Below are 20,025 nucleotides of genomic sequence, written 5' to 3'. Positions count from 1 at the left end.
ACCCAATCATCCCTGGACGAACGGTCAGGTTGAGCGGATGAACCRGACAATCAAGGAAGCAACCGTCAAACGCTTCCATTACGACAGTCATGAGCAATTAAGGACACACCTCAACGACTTCATGGCAGCCTATAATTTCGGGCGAAGGCCCAAGACCCTTAGTGGCCTCACACCTTACGAATATGTCTGCAAAATATGGACTTCAGAGCCAGAAAGATTCATCATCAATCCAACCCATCAAACCCTGGGACTAAACAGCTAGCCGGTTGTGTGACTACCTGTCGGATTTTCGACCTCAAAACTTAAGAGGCAGACATTTTCTCTAATCCTGGAGCCGTTCAACTCAGACACGATCAACCCCCTTAGAAGATCAGGACCGAACATCAGATGGGTATGAAGGCAGCCAGTTCTTCCGGTGTGCCCTTTGGAAAGGTTTGCCGCAAAAGATCTAAAAACGACGATACGCGAACGCTGAGCAATCGTCGTGATGGATAGAGCGTCCATAGCGCCGTCGGCGGCAGATCGACATCCCCCCAGGAGACAAGTCTTCTGGCTGCCAAATCGCGGCAGACCAAGGAATAGGGAAGCACCGCGGCACCGACGCCGGTCATTACCGCATCCCGGACCATCATAGTCGAGGAGAGCCGAAGGATCGGGTCGAAGGCGATGTGCGATTGCGCGCCACCGCTTTCCACCGTCCATCTCTTCTCGTCACCCGAACCACGCAGAACAGCGCGAACACTCTGACCGTCCAAGGGCCTGTCAAGTTGGGGGCTCGCCACCACAACGAGCCGGTCGCGTAGGAAGACGCGGCCAATCAGGCCAGCGTCGACCTTGGGATTAACCCGGATCACGAGGTCATAGCCCTCTTCGATCATATCGACCTCTCGATCATCAGTCGTCACCTCCAGTTGAACCTCCGGGTATTTCAAGGCGAACTCCGCCGCAAGTTTGCCCATCGCTATTTGCGAGAACAGAAGGGGGGCGCTGATGCGCAGGCGACCCCGTGGCGTCTCACTGCCTGACGCGATCATCTTCGCCGTGTCATCGAGTTCACTGAGCAGGGCATGCGCTCTCTCGAACAGCCTGCGCCCCTCATCAGTGAGTTTGATCATGCGACCGCCGCGTTCAAACAGGCGCAGGTTCAAGGCCTCTTCCAATTCCGTGACGCGACGGGACAGCGTGGCCTTGGGGCGACCGGCGGCGCGGGAGGCGCGGCCGAACCCACGGTGTTTGGCAACAAGAGTGAAGTCAGCGAGCGCCAGAAGATCCATGTGTTCCCCCCATGAGACAGACTGTTTAAATATACCGACTATTGGCGCGGATGTGGATCGCTGATCTTGGTCTCAGCCAGAAGGCTTAACCAGGAGAGCAAATCAATGACCATTCTTGTCACCGGTGCCACCGGCCGCGTCGGCCGCAACGTCGTCGAGCAACTCACCAAGCGCGGCGCCAACGTTCGCGTTCTGACCCGAGATCCAGCCAAGGCCAATATCAATGGAAATGTCGAGGTGGTGAAGGGCGACCTTCTTGATCTTGACGCACTGCGCAGCGCCTTCATTGGGGTGCGCACGCTGTTCTTATTGAACGCGGTGACAGGCGACGAATTCACTCAGGCGCTTATCACGCTGAACGTCGCCCGTGAATCTGGAGTGGAGCGGGTCGTCTACCTGTCAGTGTTCGATGCCGACCGTGCCGTCAACGTCCCGCACTTCGCGGTGAAGTACGGCGCCGAGCGGATACTCGAAGCCATGGGGTTCAGCGCTACGATCCTGCGTCCGACCTACTTCATCGACAACGAGGTCATGATCAGGGACGTGATCCTAAACCATGGCATCTACCCGATGCCGATCGGTGCAAAGGGTGTCGCCATGGTGGACGCGCGCGACATCGCAGAAGTCGCCGCGATCGAACTGATCCGTCGCGACACCGCGCCGGGTAAATTACCGATTGAGATCATCAACATCGTCGGTCCCGATACGCTGACGGGCGCTGACCTTGCCGCAATCTGGACTGAAGTGCTGGGCCGTCCAATCGCCTATGGCGGCGACGAGCCGAGCGGGTTTGAGACGAACATGGGAACGCTCATGCCGAAATGGATGGCCTATGAGATGCGCCTGATGGCCGAGCGTTATGTCAGCGACGGTATGATTCCCGAGGCAGGCGACGTCGAACGTCTGACGAAGCTGTTGGACCGCCCGCTGCGCACTTACCGTGATTACGTGGTGGGACTTGCTGGCTGATCCTGATGAGGTAACGAGGTTTCATCTGTCCAGCGGTGGCGCCTTATTGCGCCCCGTTGGAGACAGACAGGTGAGCGCCTGTGTTGTCACGCGGTCAGGTCAGCTAACCGTAAGAGATGTTCTCAACTGCGAGGCCTGCTACAAAGGTGGAAACAGCAGGTCCGCTTCCGCCTTCATGTCAGTCATTCAGTCTGCCAATCTTATTCCCCCAGAGCGGACAGTCCGCCGGCACAGCGAACTGATGTCGTTTGCGTTTGAAAGGGACGTCCTCCGGCAGGTATCGGCTTGAAGCGCTGGAATTTCGTCATGCGACCTTTTCCTGCCGGACTCGGATATTAGCGATCCACCTCTCCAACGTTTCGATTTCCGTTTGGATGACACTCGGCGCGGGAATACGCGGGTTAATCTCGCCGGGCTGGCTGTGGAGTAGTGCCGAGCATCGGCCAAAGGCCTCTCGCATCGTCGTGCAATCATCATCGGTGAGAACCAACAGAGCGCCGGACGATCGCGCACCAAAACACCGACCGCCTGTCGATCTCTGGCGGTCTTCCGCCGTCTCTTGTCCCGCCAAATCCCAGATCGTCCCGGTTAATCCCGGCCTCTTTCTAGTTCCAATCCTTCCTTCCCCTGACACAGATCATAAGGAGAGTCATGAGCGATCTGGATCGCATCTTCAGTCTCTTCACAGAGCCTGAATCAGATTTCTCAACTCAAATCATTGGGTCCCGAGCCTAAATTCAATGCGGCCTAGGCATCCGAAGAAATCAAAGAAAATTGCGAGGTGGCCGAGAATCTCGTTGCGAATCCAGCATGAGCATGTTCAGTTGTCCAGACAACTGAACAGGTTGCAGGATTTTTGATGACACCCCCTCCTTTGTACCGCCAGATGGCTGACCGTCTCAGAGAACAGATTTCGGTCAGCAGCCCGGGTGAGCGCCTCACCAGTGAACCCGTTCTGGCGGCCAGGTGGGGTGTCAGCCGCTTTACGGTGTCCAAAGCCATCGAAGAGCTTGTGGCCGAAGGGCTGGTCGTGAGGAGACAGGGCAGCGGAACTTTCGTGGCCAGTGCGCCCCTGCGCAAGCAGCCCGGCCTTCTCACCAGCTTTACCGAGGCTGTCACGGCCGCGGGTCACGCCGCCTCTCACCAGCTTTTATCGTTCGATATGTGGCCAGGCCGTGGTATGCCGCCGTTCGAGATCGACGAACCGTCGGTCATCATGGATCGTCTGCGTTATGTGGACGGTGTTCCTGTGGCACGCCACAATTCTGTTGTTCCACTGACTGTCGTCAAACAGACCGGACTGACAGAAGAAATATCCAGACGTTCCGACTTTTCATTCTATGGCTTTCTGGCGGAGAAAAACTCTCCTGTTGTGAGCGCCAAGGAGCGGCTGAACGCACGGCTGGCGACCGAAGATGAGAGAGGTCTTCTCTCTCTCCCGGCTGGTGCCGTCGTGATCGTCATTTATCGACAGTCTTTTAATGAAGCCGGACAGCTTCTGGACATGGTCGAGGCTATCTACGACGCACGTCGTTATTATTACGAAACAAATCTTCAGCGTAACAATAACCTTCAGAAAAAAGGTTCGTCTGATGCTGAAACCACGAACGATACGGGCTCTTCAGGTGGCCCTGGCCTTGACTTTGACAGGCAGCGCAAGCCTACCGCGAGACGCCGCCGCCCATCCGGGAAATAAGCACAGCGCCGTTCTGATCATTGGTCAGGGCGGTCTGGGCGATCAGTCTTACAACGATCTGGGGCATCGCGGCTTTACGCAAGGACTTGCCCAGACCGGACTGACGGGGCGGGTGGTGGAAACGTCCTCGGTCGTCGCCGAGGGTGGCACCATTCTGCGCCAGGCCGCATCGTCTGGCGCAGGACTGGTCGTGGACCTTGAATATTCCCATAGCGGCATTCTTCAGGACGTGGCCCGGGATTTTCCGGAATGTCATTTTGTCATTCTCAATCAGGTCGCGAGTGGCTCCAACGTCACTTCAGTACTGTTCGAGGAACAGCAGGGATCTTTTCTGGCGGGCGTTCTGGCTGCGGGTGTCGTCAGACAGGCTCATCTCCCGGGACTGGAGCATCATCAGGAACTGGGGGTCATTGGAGGCACCCGTTCCGTTGGCATCGACAAGTTCATCGCGGGCTTCGTGCAGGGCGCTCATAGCGTCGATCCAGAACTTCCCGTCCGAATTTCCTATGCCAACACTTTCAGCGACCCAGCCAAGGGGCTGGAGATGGCCCATGTCATGTATGACGGCGGCGTCGGGATCATTTACGCCGTGGCCGGAACAACCGGCGTAGGTGTCATCCATGCTGCGGCACAGAGCGGCCTGTATGCCATCGGGGTGGATCAGGATGAAGACGGGCTTGCGCCCGGCCATGTCCTGACCAGCATGCTCAAACACACCGAAGTCGCGCTTGAGCGCGTCGTCACCGATTACGCGCATGGCAGGCTGGCGGGTGGCTCCGTGGTGCATATGGGGCTGGGCGAAGACGGGATCGGGCTGACGGAGATGCATTATACCCGCGATCTCATTCCTTCCACTGTCCTTCAGAGTGTCATAACGGCCCGTGAGGATATCGTTTCCGGACGTGTGCATGTCTGGAACGTTGTCACCCAGGGCTATCCGGATTTCATGCGATGACCGGACTTTCTCAACCCCGCATCACATTGCGCAACATCACGCGCGTCTTCGGCTCACACCGGGCGAATGACGGCATCTCGCTGGAGATCGAACGCGGAAGCATCCACGCCTTTCTCGGAGGCAACGGGGCGGGCAAGACAACGCTCATGAAGATGCTTCAGGGGCTGGAGCAGCCTGACAGCGGCGAAATCCTGTTCGATGGCGTTTCCGTTTCGCTCAGTTCCCCGCAGGATGCATTCCGCCATGGCGTCGGAATGGTCCAGCAGGAGTTTTCGATCATTCCGCAGCTCACTCTTCTGGACAATCTGATCCTGGGCGCGGAACCGCGGGGGCGCTGGGGGCAGATTGACCGTCAAAAAGCCCTGCAGGACGCAGACCATCTGGCAGCGCTGGCCGGTGTCTCGATCGACTGGTCCCTGCAGGCCGGGGATGCCCCGCTGCATGTCCGCCAGATCGTGGAGATCCTCCGCGGGCTGTACCGGGGTAGCGACATCCTCATCCTTGACGAGCCCAGCGCGGTCCTGCCGCGCGAGCAGGTTCAAAACCTGCTGTCGCTGATGTGCAGCCTGCGCGACAGGGGGCACACGCTCATTTTCATCAGCCATAAACTCGATGAAGTTCTCGCCGTATCCGACCGCATGAGCATCCTGCGCGAAGGGCGCCATGTCGCGACCCTTCCCCGGGAAGGCGCCACGCATGATCTCCTGATCCGGCACATGACAGGCGAGGCTCCGCGCCCCGCACCCCGTCCCTGCAAAAAAATCGGCAGTCCGGTGCTTGAAGTCAATGCCCTGTCCATTCGCGATCCCCGTGGCGTGATGCGGGTCAGGGATGCGTCCCTCAGACTGTGCGAAGGGGAAATCCTGGGGATCGGGGGCCTCCCTGATGCAGGACAGCTGGAGCTTCTCGAATGTCTTGCCGGACTGCGTCTACAGGAGAGTGGCCGCATCCTCCTGAAAAACCAGCCGATCGAACGTAGCACGCCCCATACCAGACGCACCGTGGGACTGGGCTATCTGAGCGCGGACCGGGCGACTGAGAGCCTGTGCCTGCAGGCTTCCCTGCAGGACAACGCCATTGCCGGACGTCACAACGTGATGCCTTTCTCCCGCTGGCAGATGCTGCGGCCGGCATCCATCAGCGCGCATGTCCATGCCCTGCTCGACCGTTTCGGGGTGCGCCGGTCGGATGATCTTCTGGCGGCGGGGCATCTGTCTGGCGGGAATCAGCAGCGTCTGGCCATGGCCCGCGAGCTCGATGCCGGTCCCTGCGTCCTTCTCGTCGCGCAGCCGACCCGTGGTGTGGATCTGGCCGGTATCCACGTCATTCACAGCCTGCTTGTGAAATTTGCGGAAGACGGAGGGGCAGTCATTCTGATTTCGGAAGAAGAAGCGGAGCTCCAGACACTTTCCACGCGCCGTATGACACTGCACGACGGCATTCTCATGTCCGCGACGGAGCTTGCCGCATGAAGGGGCGTCTTTCCTCCCATATCGGCCCGATCGCAGGAGCTCTCCTTGCCGCGATGGTCGTCATCGGCCTGTGCGGTTTCAACCCGTTCGAAAGCCTGATCCTTATCTTCAGGTCCGCGCTGGGCAGCCCGGCCGCAATCGCCCAGACATGCAGCAGCGCGGCCCCTCTGGTCCTGCTTGGTCTTGCGACCGGCATCTGCTTCCGCAGCGGCGTTTTCAACGTAGGACTGGAAGGATGCTTCGTCCTTGGCGGCCTCGCCGCTGCAGTCACTGCCGGACATTGCAGCACACTCCCCGCTCCTCTTGCCATCTTGTTTCCACTTCTCGCGGGGAGTGTCGCGGGGTCGCTCTGGATGCTGGTTCCCGCGTGGTTGGTGATTTTCCGCAATCTCGACGATGTCGTTACCACGCTCATGGTCAACTTCGTGGCCCTGGATCTGGGGGCATGGCTGGTCGAGCGCTTTTTCCTCGCGCCCGGATCGGCCAATTCGGCCACGGCGATGATCCCGGCAGTGACCCATCTGCCAGATGTCGGCTTTCCCGGCCTCAACCTGTCTTTCATCATTTCCATCATCTGCGTTGCGCTTTACGCGGCATGGTGCAGCAGAGGAACGCTTGGATATGAAACCCGCATCGTCGGGTGGAACAGGCGTTTCGCACGCGCAACCGGTTTCGGGGTCCGGCGGATCCTTGTCTCCGCCATGCTGCTGAGCGGCGGGATCGGCGGTCTGGCAGGGGCGGTCCATGCTCTGGGAACAGTCCATCAGTATGTGACAGGCTTTTCTGCGGAATACGGTTTTCTGGGGCTGACCGTCGCCATTCTTGGCGATAACCGGGCTCCGGGTATCTTTCTTGCCTCCCTTCTGCTGGCCATGCTGGTTGTCTCCGGGATCGGTATCCAGCTCATCAGCGATGTCCCCGAGGAAGTGACACGTCTGATCGAGGCCTCGTTCATCATTTTCGCCTCGGTACGCTTTACGGGCTTTGGCCGCCGCCTCCGCGACTGGCGGAAAGGCTGCGCCCGATGAACGCGTTTCTTCAGGGCTGCCTGCTGCAGACGACGCCTCTCCTGCTGACCTCGCTGGGTGGAGCATTCTGCCGGACGGCCGGGCTGGTGAATGTCGGTCTGGACGCTTTTATCCTCGTCGGAGCGATGGCCGCGGAAGTCACGGGGGCGGCAACGCATTCCGCGCTCCTCGGCACGGCCGCAGGGGCGCTGGCCGGAGCTTGCGGCTGCGTCCTGATGGGGAGCGTCATCACCGGACTGGGCGCGAACCCGATCGTCACAGGGCTGGGCTTCAACCTGTTCTCCCATGCCCTGTGCCGGCTGCTGGTCAAAACCGCCTTTGGTGTTTCGGGGCTTCTGCTGCTGGCATCATGCCCAAAACTTCCGGCGTTTTCACTGCCACTGCTCGGCTCCGTCGACATCCTGACACTGCTCGCCTGGGCTCTGGTTCTGGTCATGACCTGGTTCCTCGACCGGACACGGCTTGGACTGCACCTGTCAGCAGCGGGGAGCGCACCCGCCATGGCCCGGACCGTCGGGATTTCGGCGCCCCGGATGCTGCTGTTCTCGACCGTCGTGGCCGGAGCGCTCTGCGGTCTGGCGGGCGCGGATCTGAGCCTCGGGATCGTCGGGGCCTTCAGCGACGATATCTCGTCCGGCCGGGGTTATGTGGCACTTGCCGCGTTTTACATCGGCCGGAACCGCCCTTTTCCGACCGCACTGACATGCCTTTTCCTGACTGCCCTCGAAGAGCTGGCGACCCGTGCCCAGGTCCTGAACATCCCGGTCTCTCTGGCGCAGGCATTTCCCTACATTTCTGTGCTTGTCCTGATGATTCTGCAAACCCTCCGGACCAGACACAGACACGGAGGTACCCTGTCGTGACATCCCGTCCTGTAACCGCCCTCCTTCTGGTGGACGTCATCAATTCGTTCTTTCGCCCCGGCGATCCGAACTACTACACGCAGGCCGATCAGGTCCTCGAACCAATCCGCCAGCTTCTCGACAAGGCCCGCGCATCCGGCACGCTTGTCGTTCATACGGCGGAACGTCATCGGGAAGGCATCTACGATTTCGAATGGGCCAAGCTTCCGGTTCATCACATCGAGGGCGACGACACCATTAACTTCGTGGAAGGTTTCGGTCCCCGCCCCGGTGAGCCGGTCGTGCATAAACGCCGTTACAGCGCTTTCTATGCCACGGACCTGGCCCTTATGTTACGAGAACAGAATGTTTCCCGTCTGGTCATTGTAGGCGTCAAAACCAACTGCTGCATCCGCGCTACGGTTCAGGATGCGTTTGCGGGTGGCTTTGAACCCGTTGTTGTCCGGGAAGCAACCAATTCCAACAGACCCCATCTGGAAGAGGCGTCCCTGGAGGATATCTGGCGTTATTTCGGCCAGGTTGTACCGCTGTCAGAGGGGCTGGAGCTCCTGGCATGAAAAACGTTGTCATTCTCGGCTATGCGAGCCTCGATCACGTTATCGCCTTGGACGGACCGGCAGTGCCCGGCCAGACGACACGGATCACGGAGCGCCGAAAAGACGCGTGGAACAGGATGGGCGGTGCGCCGTGGTTCATCGCCCGGATACTTGAACAGGCCGGCGGCTGCCAGACGGTGCCGGTCACCTGGATCGGGAATGATCTCAGCGGAGAATATTATCTCTCCGCCATGAAAGAGATCGGGGCGTCCACGGCGGGCATCCGGGTTATTCCCGGAGGGCGGACGCCTGTCACGCTGATGGTCTACGAGCCTTCGGGCGAGGCTATCTGCCTCTACGATCCCCTCCCCGCGGCAGGCGACACGCGCCCTTCGCTGGAGGCCGGATACCGGGACCTGATTGCGCAGGCCGACTGGCTCGTTCTCACGATTGCCCCCGCGGATGCCACGCTCGCCGCTCTGGAAAACTGCCGGAGCGATGCGAAAGTCGCGTGGGTTGCCAAGAAAGATGCGCACGCCCTGCCGCCCCATCTTCTGGAGCGGATCGTGCAGCGCGCCGACATCATTTTCTGCAGTGAAACCGAAGGAAGCACCATTCGCGACGCGCTGGCCGGTACGCAGGCAAAACCGGATCTGATCCTGGTCGAAACTTATGGCCGGCGCGGCTCCTCCTTGGAGATCCGGGGCGAACGAACGCTGCTGCAGCCTCCTGCGACGCTGCCCGTGCTGGACCCGTGCGGAGCCGGGGACACCCTCGCTGCGGGAACGCTTTCCTGCCTCATCCGCGACGCCGGATCCCCGGAAACCGCGCTGAGACAGGGCATGCAGGATGCCTATCACCTTCTCAGCCAGAGACAGAATAGCGAGGAAAAGGAATAGATGACGAAAACACCGGAAGAAAAACGCGCCTGGTATATCGGAGCGAAAGAAAGCCAGGTGGCCGATGTCGCCATCCTGATCGGGGATCCCGGGCGGATCGACCGGATTGCGCTGCATCTGGACGATGTCGAACGTATCCCGGTCAACCGTGGCCTTCAGACCATCTCCGGCACGCGCAACGGTTGCCGCATTACCGCCAGCGCATTCGGCATGGGCGCCCCGATCGCCGTTGTCGTCATGGAAGAGTTGCGGGCGCTCGGTGTGCGCTCCTTCCTGAGGATCGGCACCGCGATGGCGGCAGGCGGCCGGTCTCTGGGGGATTTCGTTCTCGCGGACTCTGCCCTGCGGCGGGAAGGAACGTCGGACAGCTATGCGCCACCCGGCTACCCTGCTGTCTCCGATCCGGAGCTGAACGCGATCATCCTGAAGCATCTCGCCCAGCAGGAACGCCCGTTCGGAACCGGCATGTTCGCCAGTTACGACGGCTTTTATTCCCAGATGTTTGACCTGCCCGGTTCGCGGGGTGGCGTGCGTGACGCGCTTCTGAGCGACATCGAGAAATTCGGACTGATTGGCGCGGATATGGAGACATCCGCCCTGCTGGTCGCAGGTCGCATGCTGGGCGCACGCACATCAAGCCTGTGCGTCGCAACCGTCGATCCCATGACCCAGAAGAAACTCGACACCGAAGAAATGGCTATCGCCGAAAAAGACCTTTTCGAAATCGCAATAGAATCCCTCTATTCTTCCACTTTGCAGGAAACACGATAATGGCCGACATCGTTGAACAGTACTTCGATCTGCTGATCGCCCGCCTCGGACATGTCCGCGATACACAAAACACTGCCATTCACGAGGCTGCGAAGCTCTGCGCGGACAGTATTGCGGCGGACAAACTCGTCTTCACATTCGGAACGGGCCACGGTGCCCTGCCGGCGATCGAGACTTTTCCCAGAACGGGCACGATCTCGGGTTTTCGCCCGATCGTTGAGAGCAGCATGATTTCTTTCCATCGGGTCCTCGGAGACCAGGGCGCCCGCCAGTATCGCTTCATCCATGCCGTGGAAGGTTACGGCAAGGCCATCCTGGATGCGCACCATCTCGATCCGGCCGACACACTGGTCCTGTTTTCCCATTCCGGCATCAATGCTGTCATCCTCGATATGGCTCTGGAAGCCAAGGCAAAAGGGATGAAGGTCATCGGCGTCACGTCCCTTCCCCATTCTTCCAACACGAAGTCGCGCCACTCTAGCGGCCAGCGCCTGTTTGAAGTGGCCGATGTCGTGATCGACACGGGCGTGCCGAAATCTGACGCCTCCCTCAGGATCGATGGCCTGAAGGCGCCGGTGGGGGCGAGTTCGACCAGCATCACCATCGCCATCGCCCATGCGCTCGTCTCCGCGACCGCAGAAGAGCTCGTGTCACGCGGGGTCGAGCCGTTCGTGATGATCAATCCAAACACCGAGCACAAGGAAGAGGCCACGCGCCAGAACGACCGCAACTACGCCGAACTGTGGAGACGCCTGCGGGCACGAAGCTGACTGTCGTACTCCTGATCGGAAGAAAACCATGAAACGAGAGCTTTTCATCGATGGCATGTGGGTCCCTCCCCTTGAGGGCGGCTACCACAACGTCATCGACCCCGCGACAAACGAAATCACTGGCGCAACCGCCATCGCGACCATGTCCGACCTGGAAAAGGCCGTGCAGGCAGCCCACAGGGCCTTTCCGGTCTGGGCCGGGATGATGCCGGACACCCGAGGCGTCATTCTGCATCGCGCCGCCAGCCTGATCGACGAGCGCGTCGATCACATCGCGGGTCTGCTCACCCGTGAACAGGGAAAGCCTCTGCCGGATTCCAGAAAGGAAATCCTATTCGGGGCCGAGGTCCTTCGGTACTACGCCGAAGAGGGACGCCGGATGGGTGGCACGCTGCGCCCCTCGATCCGCCCCGATATCCGCTGCATCGTGACAGGTGCTCCGGTAGGCGTCGTGGCCGCGATCGTACCCTGGAATTATCCGGTCGATCTGTATGCGTGGAAAATCGCGCCTGCACTGGCGGCCGGCTGCACCATGGTCGTCAAGCCACCGCCGGAAACGCCGCTGGCAATCGCAGCAGTGATTGACTGTCTGGTGGATGCCGGTCTTCCCCCCGGTGTGCTGAACGATATTCCCGGTGACGGACCGACCATCGGGGCGGCGCTGGCGGCACACCCCCGGATCTCCCTGATCTCCGCCACGGCGTCCGTGCCCGCGGGCCAGGCGATCATGCGGGCAGCCGCGGGCAATCTCAAACGCGTGGCGCTGGAACTGGGCGGGCAATGCCCCTTCATTGTGCTGGACGACGCAAATATCGAGGAAGCCGCCGCCGCCGCCGCACGGCGCAGTTTCTCCAACATGGGGCAGATCTGCATTGCCGTGAACCGTATCTTTGTCTCGCACAAGGTTCACGACCGCTTCATGGATGCCCTTGTCAGCATTACCAGCGGCATCGCTCCACGCCCCGGGATGGAGAGTGGTGCGGTTTATGGTCCCGCGATGAACGACAGTGTGCGTGTGCGAACCCAGAAACATGTCGATGATGCCGTGCATCTCGGCGCGCGTCTACTGTGCGGCGGCCATAACCTGACGGGTTTGGAATACGGCAACGGCTTCTTCTACAGCCCGGCTGTTCTTGATGACGTCCCGGTGGATGCGCTGGCCATGACACAGGAAAGTTTCGGCCCCGTCGCTGCCGTTCGGTCTTTCGAGACCGATGGGGAAGCCCTGAAGCTGGCCAATATGCTGCCGTTCGGTCTGGCGGCCTATGTTTATGGGCAGGATCTGGATCGTGCCTGGGCTCTGGCGGACCAGATCGAAGCCGGAGGCATCGGCATCAACGTGAACGATGTCAGTGAGCTTCAGGCTCCGTTCGGAGGCTGGAAAATGAGTGGGTTCGGGCGGGAACTGGGCGTCGAAGGCCTGGAAACCTACCGGGAGAGCCGTCACGTTCGGATGAAGGTCCGGCCGCGTACCATCTTCTAGTACCAAGGGAAGAAATTTCCTTTAACTCCTTGTATTTGTTCCGGTTACGTAATGTTTTTATTCCGAGGAGATCCGAAAATGCGTCCCACAATCCTGTTTTTTCTCCCAGTCTGTGCCCTGATCCCCCTGACGGCGGCTGAGGCAAAGCCCCAGCTGAGCGGCAAGACGGCGCAGAATACGCCCCACGCCACCAAGGCATCCCCAGGCCTCCCTCCTCACAGCCGCCCGGCGAAGGCGCAGGCCCTCGCCAAAACCACGCCCGAGCAGATCACCGTGACGGCGGATAGCACGACTGCCACGAACGGAGTGACGGGTCCGGGGCTTGGAGCGGGGCTGATCCGGCGTGAAACCGAAGCAAGATCGATCAGCACCGTCTCATCGGACTTCATCCAGAAACAGTCTCCCGGGACAAGCGCCGTGCAGCTCGTAAAGATGCTGCCTGGCGTCAATATCGGAGGGTCGGATCCGATAGGCCTTTCCGATCAGTCAACGATTTCGATCCGTGGCCTCGGGCAGGATGAAATCGGATATGTCATGGAAGGCATCCCGCTTAACGATAGCGGTATCTATATTCAGGATGCATCGGAATGGGCTGATTCCGAGAATATCAAGTCAATCTCGATCGCCCAGGGTTCAGCTGGACTGACAGACCCGGTCTATACTTCTGCGGGTGGTGTCATGACTGTAGGGATCCGTGACCCCTCCAAAAAATTTGGCGTCTTCGCAGATGGCGCATACGGAACATTTACGACGAACCGGGATTTCATCCGCGTGGATACGGGTGAAATCGCCAATAGCGGCGTTGCAGCGTTCGTGTCGTTCTCGGGCGCGTCCAGCCAGAACTCTCATGGGCCCGGCTGGAATCATCGGCGTCACGTCGATTTCAAGATAAAGAAAGAATGGGGCGACAACAGCGTGTCCCTGTTTGGCTCCTATAACAGCCGCGATGTTGCGTATTACATGGAGCCGTCCCTCGCCCAGTGGAACAAACTCGGATATTCAGCGAATTACGCAGGCACATTCCAAAGCGGCCAGACAAATTACTGGAAGTCGTTCATCGGCGGCTGGAACGATGTCATGATCAGCGCCCCCTCTCATTTCAGCCTCACCCAAAACCTGACTCTGAGTGTTACGCCCTATTATTACTGGGGAAGTGGCTACTACCCGGGCGGTACGATGATCAACCAGTCCGGAAACTACATCGGAACGCAGTATCATCCGGAAAGCCTGAACCTTGCGGGCGCCGACAGTAACGGTCAGGTCAACGGCATTGCACAGTATCTGGAGCAGGAATACACGGGCGGCGTAAACAGTACGCTGCAATACAAGATCGGACGCCACAAACTCACGCTCGGATACTGGTATAATTACCAGACCAACGCCGTGCAGCAACCATTCGCAACCCTGAACTCGGTTGGTGAAGCTGCAAGCCATACGGGAGGATACAGCATCCGTTATCCGAACGGGCAGCTTCTTCTGGCCGGCGACAACTACACGCGCACCCAGATAAACGGTATCTATATCGGCGACAGTTTTTCACTGCTGAACAACAAGCTGACGATCAACGCGGGCTTCAAGGAAATGATGGTCTCCCGCTTGGGCAACAACTATCTGCCCGGTCCTCAGGGGCATGTCGGACAGAACATGTCCGAACCTCTTCCGCAGTTTTCCATGAGCTACAAGCCAAACGAATACAATCAGATCTTCATTTCCGCGAGCGGTAACTTCCGTCCTCCCGCGACCAGCAATCTTTATAATAGTTACAGCATTGCAACAGGAGCGATAACAAACCTGTCCAATACCAAACTCAAGGACGAGTACTCCATTCAGGAGGAAATCGGATATCGATATCAGAAAGATATCATCGCTTCGATTACCTTCTTCAACTACAATTTTACAAATAGACAGATTTCAACGGTTCTGAACGAGAACGGAAGCCTTGTGAGTTCCTATATGAACGCAGGTGGCCAGACCTCCCGCGGGTTTGACGCGGAAATCGGGACACGCCCCTATTATCACGTCAGCCCCTATGCGTCCCTGGAATATCTGAATGCCAAGACCGACAACAACATCGCGTCAGGTACCGATTACCTCAAGACGGCGGGGAAAACCGCAGTCCGCAGTCCCCACTGGCAGGTAGCGGCCGGGTTCTCCTATGATGATGGGATGTTCTTTGCTAATGGCGGCATGAAGTTTGTCTCCAGCCAGTATTCAACCTTCATGAATGACGAGAAAATACCGTCCTACGTTACGGGCGACATTGCACTTGGCGTCCGGCTCAAGAAGATCTGGATTGCGAAGGCTCCGGAATTCCGTCTGAATTTCATCAATGTCGGAAATACAAAATACCTTTCCGGCGTAGCGTATCCGGGCCTGAATGCGAAATCTTCTCGGGGTGTGTTCGGATCCACAATCGCAGGTTCCTCTCCATCTTATTTTGTTGGTTCTGGCTTCGCGATAATGGGTTCCGTTCAAACATCGTTCTGAATTTACAGTATATTGTTAGCTTCTCTGCTTTTCCCATATGGTCGAACAAGAGAGAAGCTAACAAATACCTGCTTAAAGGCGCCTGCGTCTTTTGTATTTCCGCCTGTCGTATTTGATCGGTTTTCGGCGAGATTTTCGACCAGGATCGACCAGGAATACAGGGTTTGATCCCTTTCTCCTCCAGGGCCTCCCTGAACCAGTCAGCGTCATAGCCTCGGTCTGCCAGCATCCATTCGACTGATGGAGACTGTCCAGAAGGGCCGTGGACCGGTATAATCACTGATCTGACCTGCTGTCATGAAGAAGTCGAGCGGACATCCGTTCCGGTATGATTTGCCTGAAGAAATGGAGAGTCGCTGGCTTTCTTTGCCGGGATTTGGTGCCGATGGACCTCGGTGCGGAAACTGGCGGACGGAGAAACGACGGATGACCCGTTCGGATTTCTGACCACCGAGGCCAGTTTCAGGAAATGGTAGCTTTATTACCTCCTAAATAATATCCGTGTACGATTCAATCGCAGTCATTTCTCTCCTTGGCATCGTTCATGCATATGTCGGCTATCTGATTATTCCCTTCGAGAGCCGACGGTCTACTTTCCCCCGATTGTGTTGAAAAAGTCAGGTTGAGGTGTCTGCCCAGGATTTTGTATGCAATTGGGAATGAAAATTCTCCATGATTACAGCACTCTATACGTTATGACATCGAACCTAAATGTTGTGTGCAAACGCCAGTGGGACTTTTTCAACACAATCGGGGGACAACGGACACTCCGACATGGCGAAAAATGAATGGAAAGCGGTCATACGTAGGAGATTACTGGTCAGAAGATCGCCCGGAATGGATGGATAGTGACTTCACCTATCATTCATATTCTCGATTTGGCTCGACTGTGCCGAATTCGGGAATATCTGGAAACACAGAGCCCTCCAAATGAAAAATTTCTGGAGTATCGTCGAATTCCCGCGAAAATCTTCCCACAATCTCCACGAACGCATTATCTTCTCGCCTTGAGATGATGTCCGATCCCATTAATATATATTCTCGGTCAACCCCATCCCATATAAGCCAACTGAAATCAGCGTTGAACCGGATTTGGCAATGGAACTCCAACGCGATATCAATCGAATTATTGTCGGATGCAATTACTTGGAAACCAGGCATAAATTCCACTTTAATGACGTCCACGCCTATGAACTCGCTCTCAAATTCAACGTAGCTATCTGCTTCCACTTGTATAGAAGAATCGTCAAAGTGCTCTACGACAATATTCTTAATTTTATCTGCCAGTTCAGGAATTTTATCTTGTTCGATTAAATTATTAATGCGCTGCGCAGCGAAATTATCAGACCGATTGTAATGACCAAATAGTTTTGCGATATCGTCTAGAACAATAATATAATCTGATTCCTCTGCGAATGCTTTCCATCCACCGTCAGCTCCGACTGCCAAAATTTTTGTGTTTTTTCTTCGTGCCCACTCTTCGAGAGATAGCAGCGCAATAGCATCAGGAAACTCGGCTTTCTTTTTACCCTCCTTTTCGAATGGTGGTTGTGTATAGAAGTAAGCATCCAGTAGTGCGCGTAATGGAAGTGTGGCAGCAGCCTCCAATTCACGACCTTTTATGTCGGTAATGAACTTGTTCCACCTACTCCGTGCAATCTCACTTGCGTCCCCAGACAATTTCGCCGTTTCACCGAGTTGCTCGACAGTTTCGTGTAGTTGCCAAGCTTTTCGGTGCTGGAGTAATGCTTTTTTTACCTCGCTAAGACTTTGGGCAGCATCGCGCTTAATATGTGATTGGACTTCGCGCACCACGACATCTGAGAAGATAACGTCAACACCGATCCTTTCGAACTGCCTTAAGTTACGTAGCATCGGGTGGCTAAAGTTGCGACCTAACTTGTCAATTATACTCGTATCAAGTGTGATTGCGCTGATTTCGTCAGCCCCTATAGCCTTATCCAACTCTTCATCACTAAGTATCGGCATATAGATATCCATATTGCAATGTATAACACTTTTAAAATAACTTGCGGTTCAGTATTTGAAAAGTCTAATGCTTCCGAAATTTACCGGAAGAATTAAAAATTTTTCCGTTATCTTGAATCGCACATCCTGCTTAAGTTCCGCTTTTGGGAATATCTTTACTACCCGGTCATGACAGGTATGTAGGCGGAACCTGCAGGTCCGCTTAGCGCGTGACAAGCAGACAGGCTGCTTTCGCCTCATAGCGGACATACAGGCGTTTAGAAGAGCTTCCTGAAAGCCGACATTGCTAGGCGAATAGCGATAGACCGAGTTTGGGACTTCCCTGCTGTTCAGAAGCCACGAGCGAAACGTCAACTCAGGTCTGGAGGAGACATTCGGTGTGCGCCTGAGTGATATCGCAGAACGACAGAAGCTGGCGCGAGCGCGCCTTCGTTGAGGATCTCACCCACGGGAAGTCCGAGCCCGACCATTTTGTCATTCTTGTTGACCAGGCCGTGGAACGAGAGATGGAGGTAACGGTGGTCGGAGTTCCCAAATTCCTGCGCGACTGCCCTGAGTTCGTCCACCGTCCTGATATATACATAGGCGGTAGGCTTTCTCGAGAGTTGCAACGTCCGGCTGATAATCTCACCCTCGCGGTGCGTCTGCTCCTCCAGGAAGTGCAGGCTCTCCACGATGCAGACGGTCGGTTGGGTCACATAAAGCCGCATACTGTTTGGACAAGCCTGCTTTAGCTACCGACATATTAACGGCGTAAGCTCATACACGCTACGCCTGCGTGAAGCGCATCCTGACGGCCAAGGTACTGTCAATTAGCCCCAGTTCCACAAGATGAGCATGGGTATAGCTTGTTCGAAACAGCGCGTCAGGCGATATATAGGCAATGACCCTCCTGCCTAAGTCCACCGACGAATTGATCGCCTTCCTCGACGCCAATATTGTGCTCGAAGGCAAGCCAGTTACCGAGCTACCTTGGACAGAGATCGCAACAGCGGGACTGATCCGTGCCCTGATCGTCCCGAAGGCGATGGAAGAGATTGACGCCAAGAAGCGCGACGGACGTTTGGGGCCGCATGCAAGGGCGTTCAATCGGCTGATTGCCCCGTCTGTCATCAACGGTGAGCCAATTGTTCTTCGTGAGGCCGACCCACGCGTCGAACTTCAGATGGCGACTTGCTCGCGTATCCCGTGGAATGACTATGACGAGCTCGACCCCGATGACGGTGACAGCAGGATTGTCGCTGAAGCGCTCAACGTGCGCAATGTGACCTCGCAAAACCGCATTCTTATCAGCCACGACATCAAGCCACTAGCTTATGCGCGCGGTCGCGACTTGCCAGTTCATCAAGCGTCCGACAATTGGCTGCGTGGTCCTGAACCCAGTCCCAAAGACAAGGAAATCCAGCGGCTCAAACAGCAGGTCGCCCAATACAAGAAGGACGAGCCAACTTTCAAGATTTCAATCGAGGTGTCCGACATCTCTCCGCCGACAATCTACCAAGTTGCGGCATTGGATGCCGAGCAGGCCGACGCCATCATCGCGCTTATCAAGAAGCAGAATCCTAAGAAGTCGAACGGCAGCATGGACCTCTACGGCATGAGCTCCCGTTTCAGCATCCACCGAGATAGCTCCTACGATGAGAAATATAGCGCTTTCATAACACGTAAAGTGCCCTTGTTCGTGACGAAATTCAGCGAGAAGCTTGAGTTGCTTTTCAATCAAAGACTCCTCACGGTGCGCGTCACCAATGCCGGCGACATACGGGCCGATCACCTTGTTGTGTCAATCAAGACAAACGACGGCTGGATCAATCGTCGAGTGGTGGCCGTATCCACCAGTGGACCCGCCGCCCCCGTGCCAAGGCCTGATTATCATAGCTTGCTCACCAGCCATAGGCATTTTGAAAATATGATCCAGCCGCGCGTGGGCCGACACGAATTTGAGACGACGCTGCGTGCGCGCAGAAGTCGCGAGACGAAGGCGAGCTGCGAGGATTTTCACAGCGGTCAGGATTACTATTTCGAAGGAGTTGTCGCGCCTACCTCGAGCAACGAGCCGCTGGAAATTACCGTGACGCTTACCGCCAAGAATTTAAGGGGCGAACACACTGAGACTTTCAAGATCGACAAGCAGATTGTTGCTATCGAGCCGGGAGAACTGGTGGACTTACAGACGCTTGAGCTGAAGCAAGATTACCCCACCAAAGAGAAACTTGCCCGGTTGCTGAGGGCCACGGAACACGACGAGATAGACTGGGATGAGGAGGACGAAGACTAGCGCACCTTGACCCACGGCAGCTTTTGAAGTGGCGAATGTTGTCGACGGACGACCGAGAGTGGGGCGCAATGCTGCTGGACCACGCAATCAAATGAGAATGGCGAGTTCTGGCGGGAGCAGCCGTTCATGCGTAGGTTAGTGAACATCGTGATCTGGCCGGAAGCCGTCATGAACTTGAACGCTGCGAATAGCAGCTTCCGCTTACTTCTACGACGTGGCTGGCCCGCTTTGCGTTACCGGGAAGCGGACATAGGCGCATGACCCTCACCCTATGCGGCGGCTGCCTTCGTGCCAGTCTCGTCGGTTCGATATTCTCCCCATGCCTGCCGCAGGATCTGCACCGCTGATGACAGGAAGATGCCAGCCATGATCGCGGCCACCGCAAGGTCGGGCCATGCGCTGGTGGTGCTCCAGACGCCGAACGCCGCACCCATGACGATCAGGTTGCCGATCGCATCGTTGCGAGAGCAGAGCCACACCGAGCGCACGTTGGCGTCGCCATCCTTGTAGGGCAGGAGCAGAAACACCGAGGCAAGGTTCGCGGCCAGCGCCAGA

Annotated in this window: 18 protein-coding genes and 2 pseudogenes; 15 read left to right on the top strand and 5 right to left on the bottom strand. The window is 57.1% G+C overall.

The genetic code is table 11. The features are described 5' to 3' along the window. The coding region (locus KP705_RS14160; protein WP_215764707.1) for an integrase core domain-containing protein at nucleotides 1-262 on the top strand (262 nt) is incomplete at its 5' end. A 121-nt stretch (nucleotides 263-383) separates the two neighbouring features. On the opposite strand, the gene KP705_RS14155 is transcribed toward KP705_RS14160, so the two are convergent. Further along, entirely contained in the window at nucleotides 384-1,274 is an 891-nt protein-coding gene (locus KP705_RS14155) for a LysR family transcriptional regulator (RefSeq protein ID WP_215764706.1), read from the bottom strand. 105 nt (nucleotides 1,275-1,379) lie between these two features. Here KP705_RS14155 and KP705_RS14150 point away from each other — a divergent pair, with 105 nt between their 5' ends. The 12 genes from KP705_RS14150 (at nucleotide 1,380) to KP705_RS14095 (ending at nucleotide 15,203) form a co-directional block, all read left to right on the top strand. Beyond that, nucleotides 1,380-2,243, top strand: a complete 864-nt coding sequence (locus KP705_RS14150; protein WP_215764704.1) for an SDR family oxidoreductase — start codon at nucleotides 1,380-1,382, stop codon at nucleotides 2,241-2,243. A gap of 859 nt (nucleotides 2,244-3,102) precedes the next feature. Further along, nucleotides 3,103-3,939 carry a GntR family transcriptional regulator gene (locus tag KP705_RS14145; RefSeq protein WP_215764703.1) on the top strand — a complete coding sequence of 279 codons (837 nt, stop codon included), beginning with the start codon at nucleotides 3,103-3,105 and terminating at the stop codon, nucleotides 3,937-3,939. Beyond that, nucleotides 3,836-4,894 (top strand): BMP family protein, encoded by a 1,059-nt coding sequence (locus tag KP705_RS14140; protein WP_215764702.1) that lies wholly within the window; start codon nucleotides 3,836-3,838, stop codon nucleotides 4,892-4,894. The genes KP705_RS14145 and KP705_RS14140 overlap by 104 nt, the downstream gene beginning before the upstream one ends. After that, nucleotides 4,891-6,366, top strand: a complete 1,476-nt coding sequence (locus KP705_RS14135) for an ABC transporter ATP-binding protein (protein ID WP_215764701.1) — start codon at nucleotides 4,891-4,893, stop codon at nucleotides 6,364-6,366. The genes KP705_RS14140 and KP705_RS14135 overlap by 4 nt, the downstream gene beginning before the upstream one ends. Then, on the top strand, nucleotides 6,363-7,394 hold the full coding sequence (locus tag KP705_RS14130; RefSeq protein ID WP_215764699.1) for an ABC transporter permease: 1,032 nt from the start codon (nucleotides 6,363-6,365) through the stop codon (nucleotides 7,392-7,394). Before KP705_RS14135 ends, KP705_RS14130 begins: the two co-directional genes overlap by 4 nt. Next, nucleotides 7,391-8,257 (top strand): ABC transporter permease, encoded by an 867-nt coding sequence (locus tag KP705_RS14125; RefSeq protein WP_215764698.1) that lies wholly within the window; start codon nucleotides 7,391-7,393, stop codon nucleotides 8,255-8,257. Before KP705_RS14130 ends, KP705_RS14125 begins: the two co-directional genes overlap by 4 nt. Beyond that, nucleotides 8,254-8,814, top strand: a complete 561-nt coding sequence (locus KP705_RS14120) for a cysteine hydrolase family protein (RefSeq protein ID WP_215764696.1) — start codon at nucleotides 8,254-8,256, stop codon at nucleotides 8,812-8,814. The genes KP705_RS14125 and KP705_RS14120 overlap by 4 nt, the downstream gene beginning before the upstream one ends. Next, on the top strand, nucleotides 8,811-9,692 hold the full coding sequence (locus KP705_RS14115) for a carbohydrate kinase family protein (RefSeq protein WP_215764695.1): 882 nt from the start codon (nucleotides 8,811-8,813) through the stop codon (nucleotides 9,690-9,692). Before KP705_RS14120 ends, KP705_RS14115 begins: the two co-directional genes overlap by 4 nt. Further along, nucleotides 9,693-10,463, top strand: a complete 771-nt coding sequence (locus tag KP705_RS14110; RefSeq protein WP_215764694.1) for a nucleoside phosphorylase — start codon at nucleotides 9,693-9,695, stop codon at nucleotides 10,461-10,463. Continuing rightward, complete coding sequence (locus KP705_RS14105; RefSeq protein ID WP_215764693.1) at nucleotides 10,463-11,233, top strand: sugar isomerase domain-containing protein; 771 nt, start codon at nucleotides 10,463-10,465, stop codon at nucleotides 11,231-11,233. Before KP705_RS14110 ends, KP705_RS14105 begins: the two co-directional genes overlap by 1 nt. Nucleotides 11,234-11,261: 28 nt before the next feature. Beyond that, complete coding sequence (locus tag KP705_RS14100) at nucleotides 11,262-12,716, top strand: aldehyde dehydrogenase (RefSeq protein ID WP_215764692.1); 1,455 nt, start codon at nucleotides 11,262-11,264, stop codon at nucleotides 12,714-12,716. Nucleotides 12,717-12,794: 78 nt separating this feature from the next. Further along, nucleotides 12,795-15,203 (top strand): TonB-dependent receptor, encoded by a 2,409-nt coding sequence (locus KP705_RS14095; protein WP_215764690.1) that lies wholly within the window; start codon nucleotides 12,795-12,797, stop codon nucleotides 15,201-15,203. 75 nt (nucleotides 15,204-15,278) lie between these two features. On the opposite strand, the pseudogene KP705_RS20175 reads toward KP705_RS14095, so the two are convergent. Next, nucleotides 15,279-15,523 (bottom strand): annotated as a pseudogene (locus KP705_RS20175) (transposase); the annotation flags it as partial. A 24-nt stretch (nucleotides 15,524-15,547) separates the two neighbouring features. Between KP705_RS20175 and KP705_RS20170 the strand changes: the two are divergent. Then, nucleotides 15,548-15,664: pseudogene (locus KP705_RS20170) on the top strand (SOS response-associated peptidase); the annotation flags it as partial. 400 nt (nucleotides 15,665-16,064) lie between these two features. Here the strand turns inward: KP705_RS20170 and KP705_RS14090 are convergent. Both KP705_RS14090 and KP705_RS14085 read right to left on the bottom strand, forming a co-directional pair. Next, nucleotides 16,065-17,204 (bottom strand): PIN domain-containing protein, encoded by a 1,140-nt coding sequence (locus KP705_RS14090; RefSeq protein ID WP_215764689.1) that lies wholly within the window; start codon nucleotides 17,202-17,204, stop codon nucleotides 16,065-16,067. Nucleotides 17,205-17,542: 338 nt separating this feature from the next. Next, nucleotides 17,543-17,890, bottom strand: coding sequence for a hypothetical protein (locus tag KP705_RS14085; RefSeq protein WP_215764688.1), 348 nt, complete (start codon nucleotides 17,888-17,890; stop codon nucleotides 17,543-17,545). 185 nt (nucleotides 17,891-18,075) lie between these two features. Between KP705_RS14085 and KP705_RS14080 the strand changes: the two genes are divergently transcribed. After that, nucleotides 18,076-19,470 (top strand): hypothetical protein, encoded by a 1,395-nt coding sequence (locus KP705_RS14080; protein WP_215764687.1) that lies wholly within the window; start codon nucleotides 18,076-18,078, stop codon nucleotides 19,468-19,470. A 269-nt stretch (nucleotides 19,471-19,739) separates the two neighbouring features. Here KP705_RS14080 and KP705_RS14075 read toward each other — a convergent pair. After that, on the bottom strand, nucleotides 19,740-20,025 hold a 286-nt coding region (locus KP705_RS14075; protein ID WP_215764686.1), incomplete at its 5' end, for a cation transporter.

This window comes from Gluconobacter sp. P1D12_c (assembly GCF_018812105.1).
GTDB classification, from domain to species: domain Bacteria; phylum Pseudomonadota; class Alphaproteobacteria; order Acetobacterales; family Acetobacteraceae; genus Gluconobacter; species Gluconobacter oxydans_A.
The sequence above is the reverse complement of the archived record's forward strand: the minus strand, read 5'-3'. Positions and strand labels throughout refer to the sequence as shown.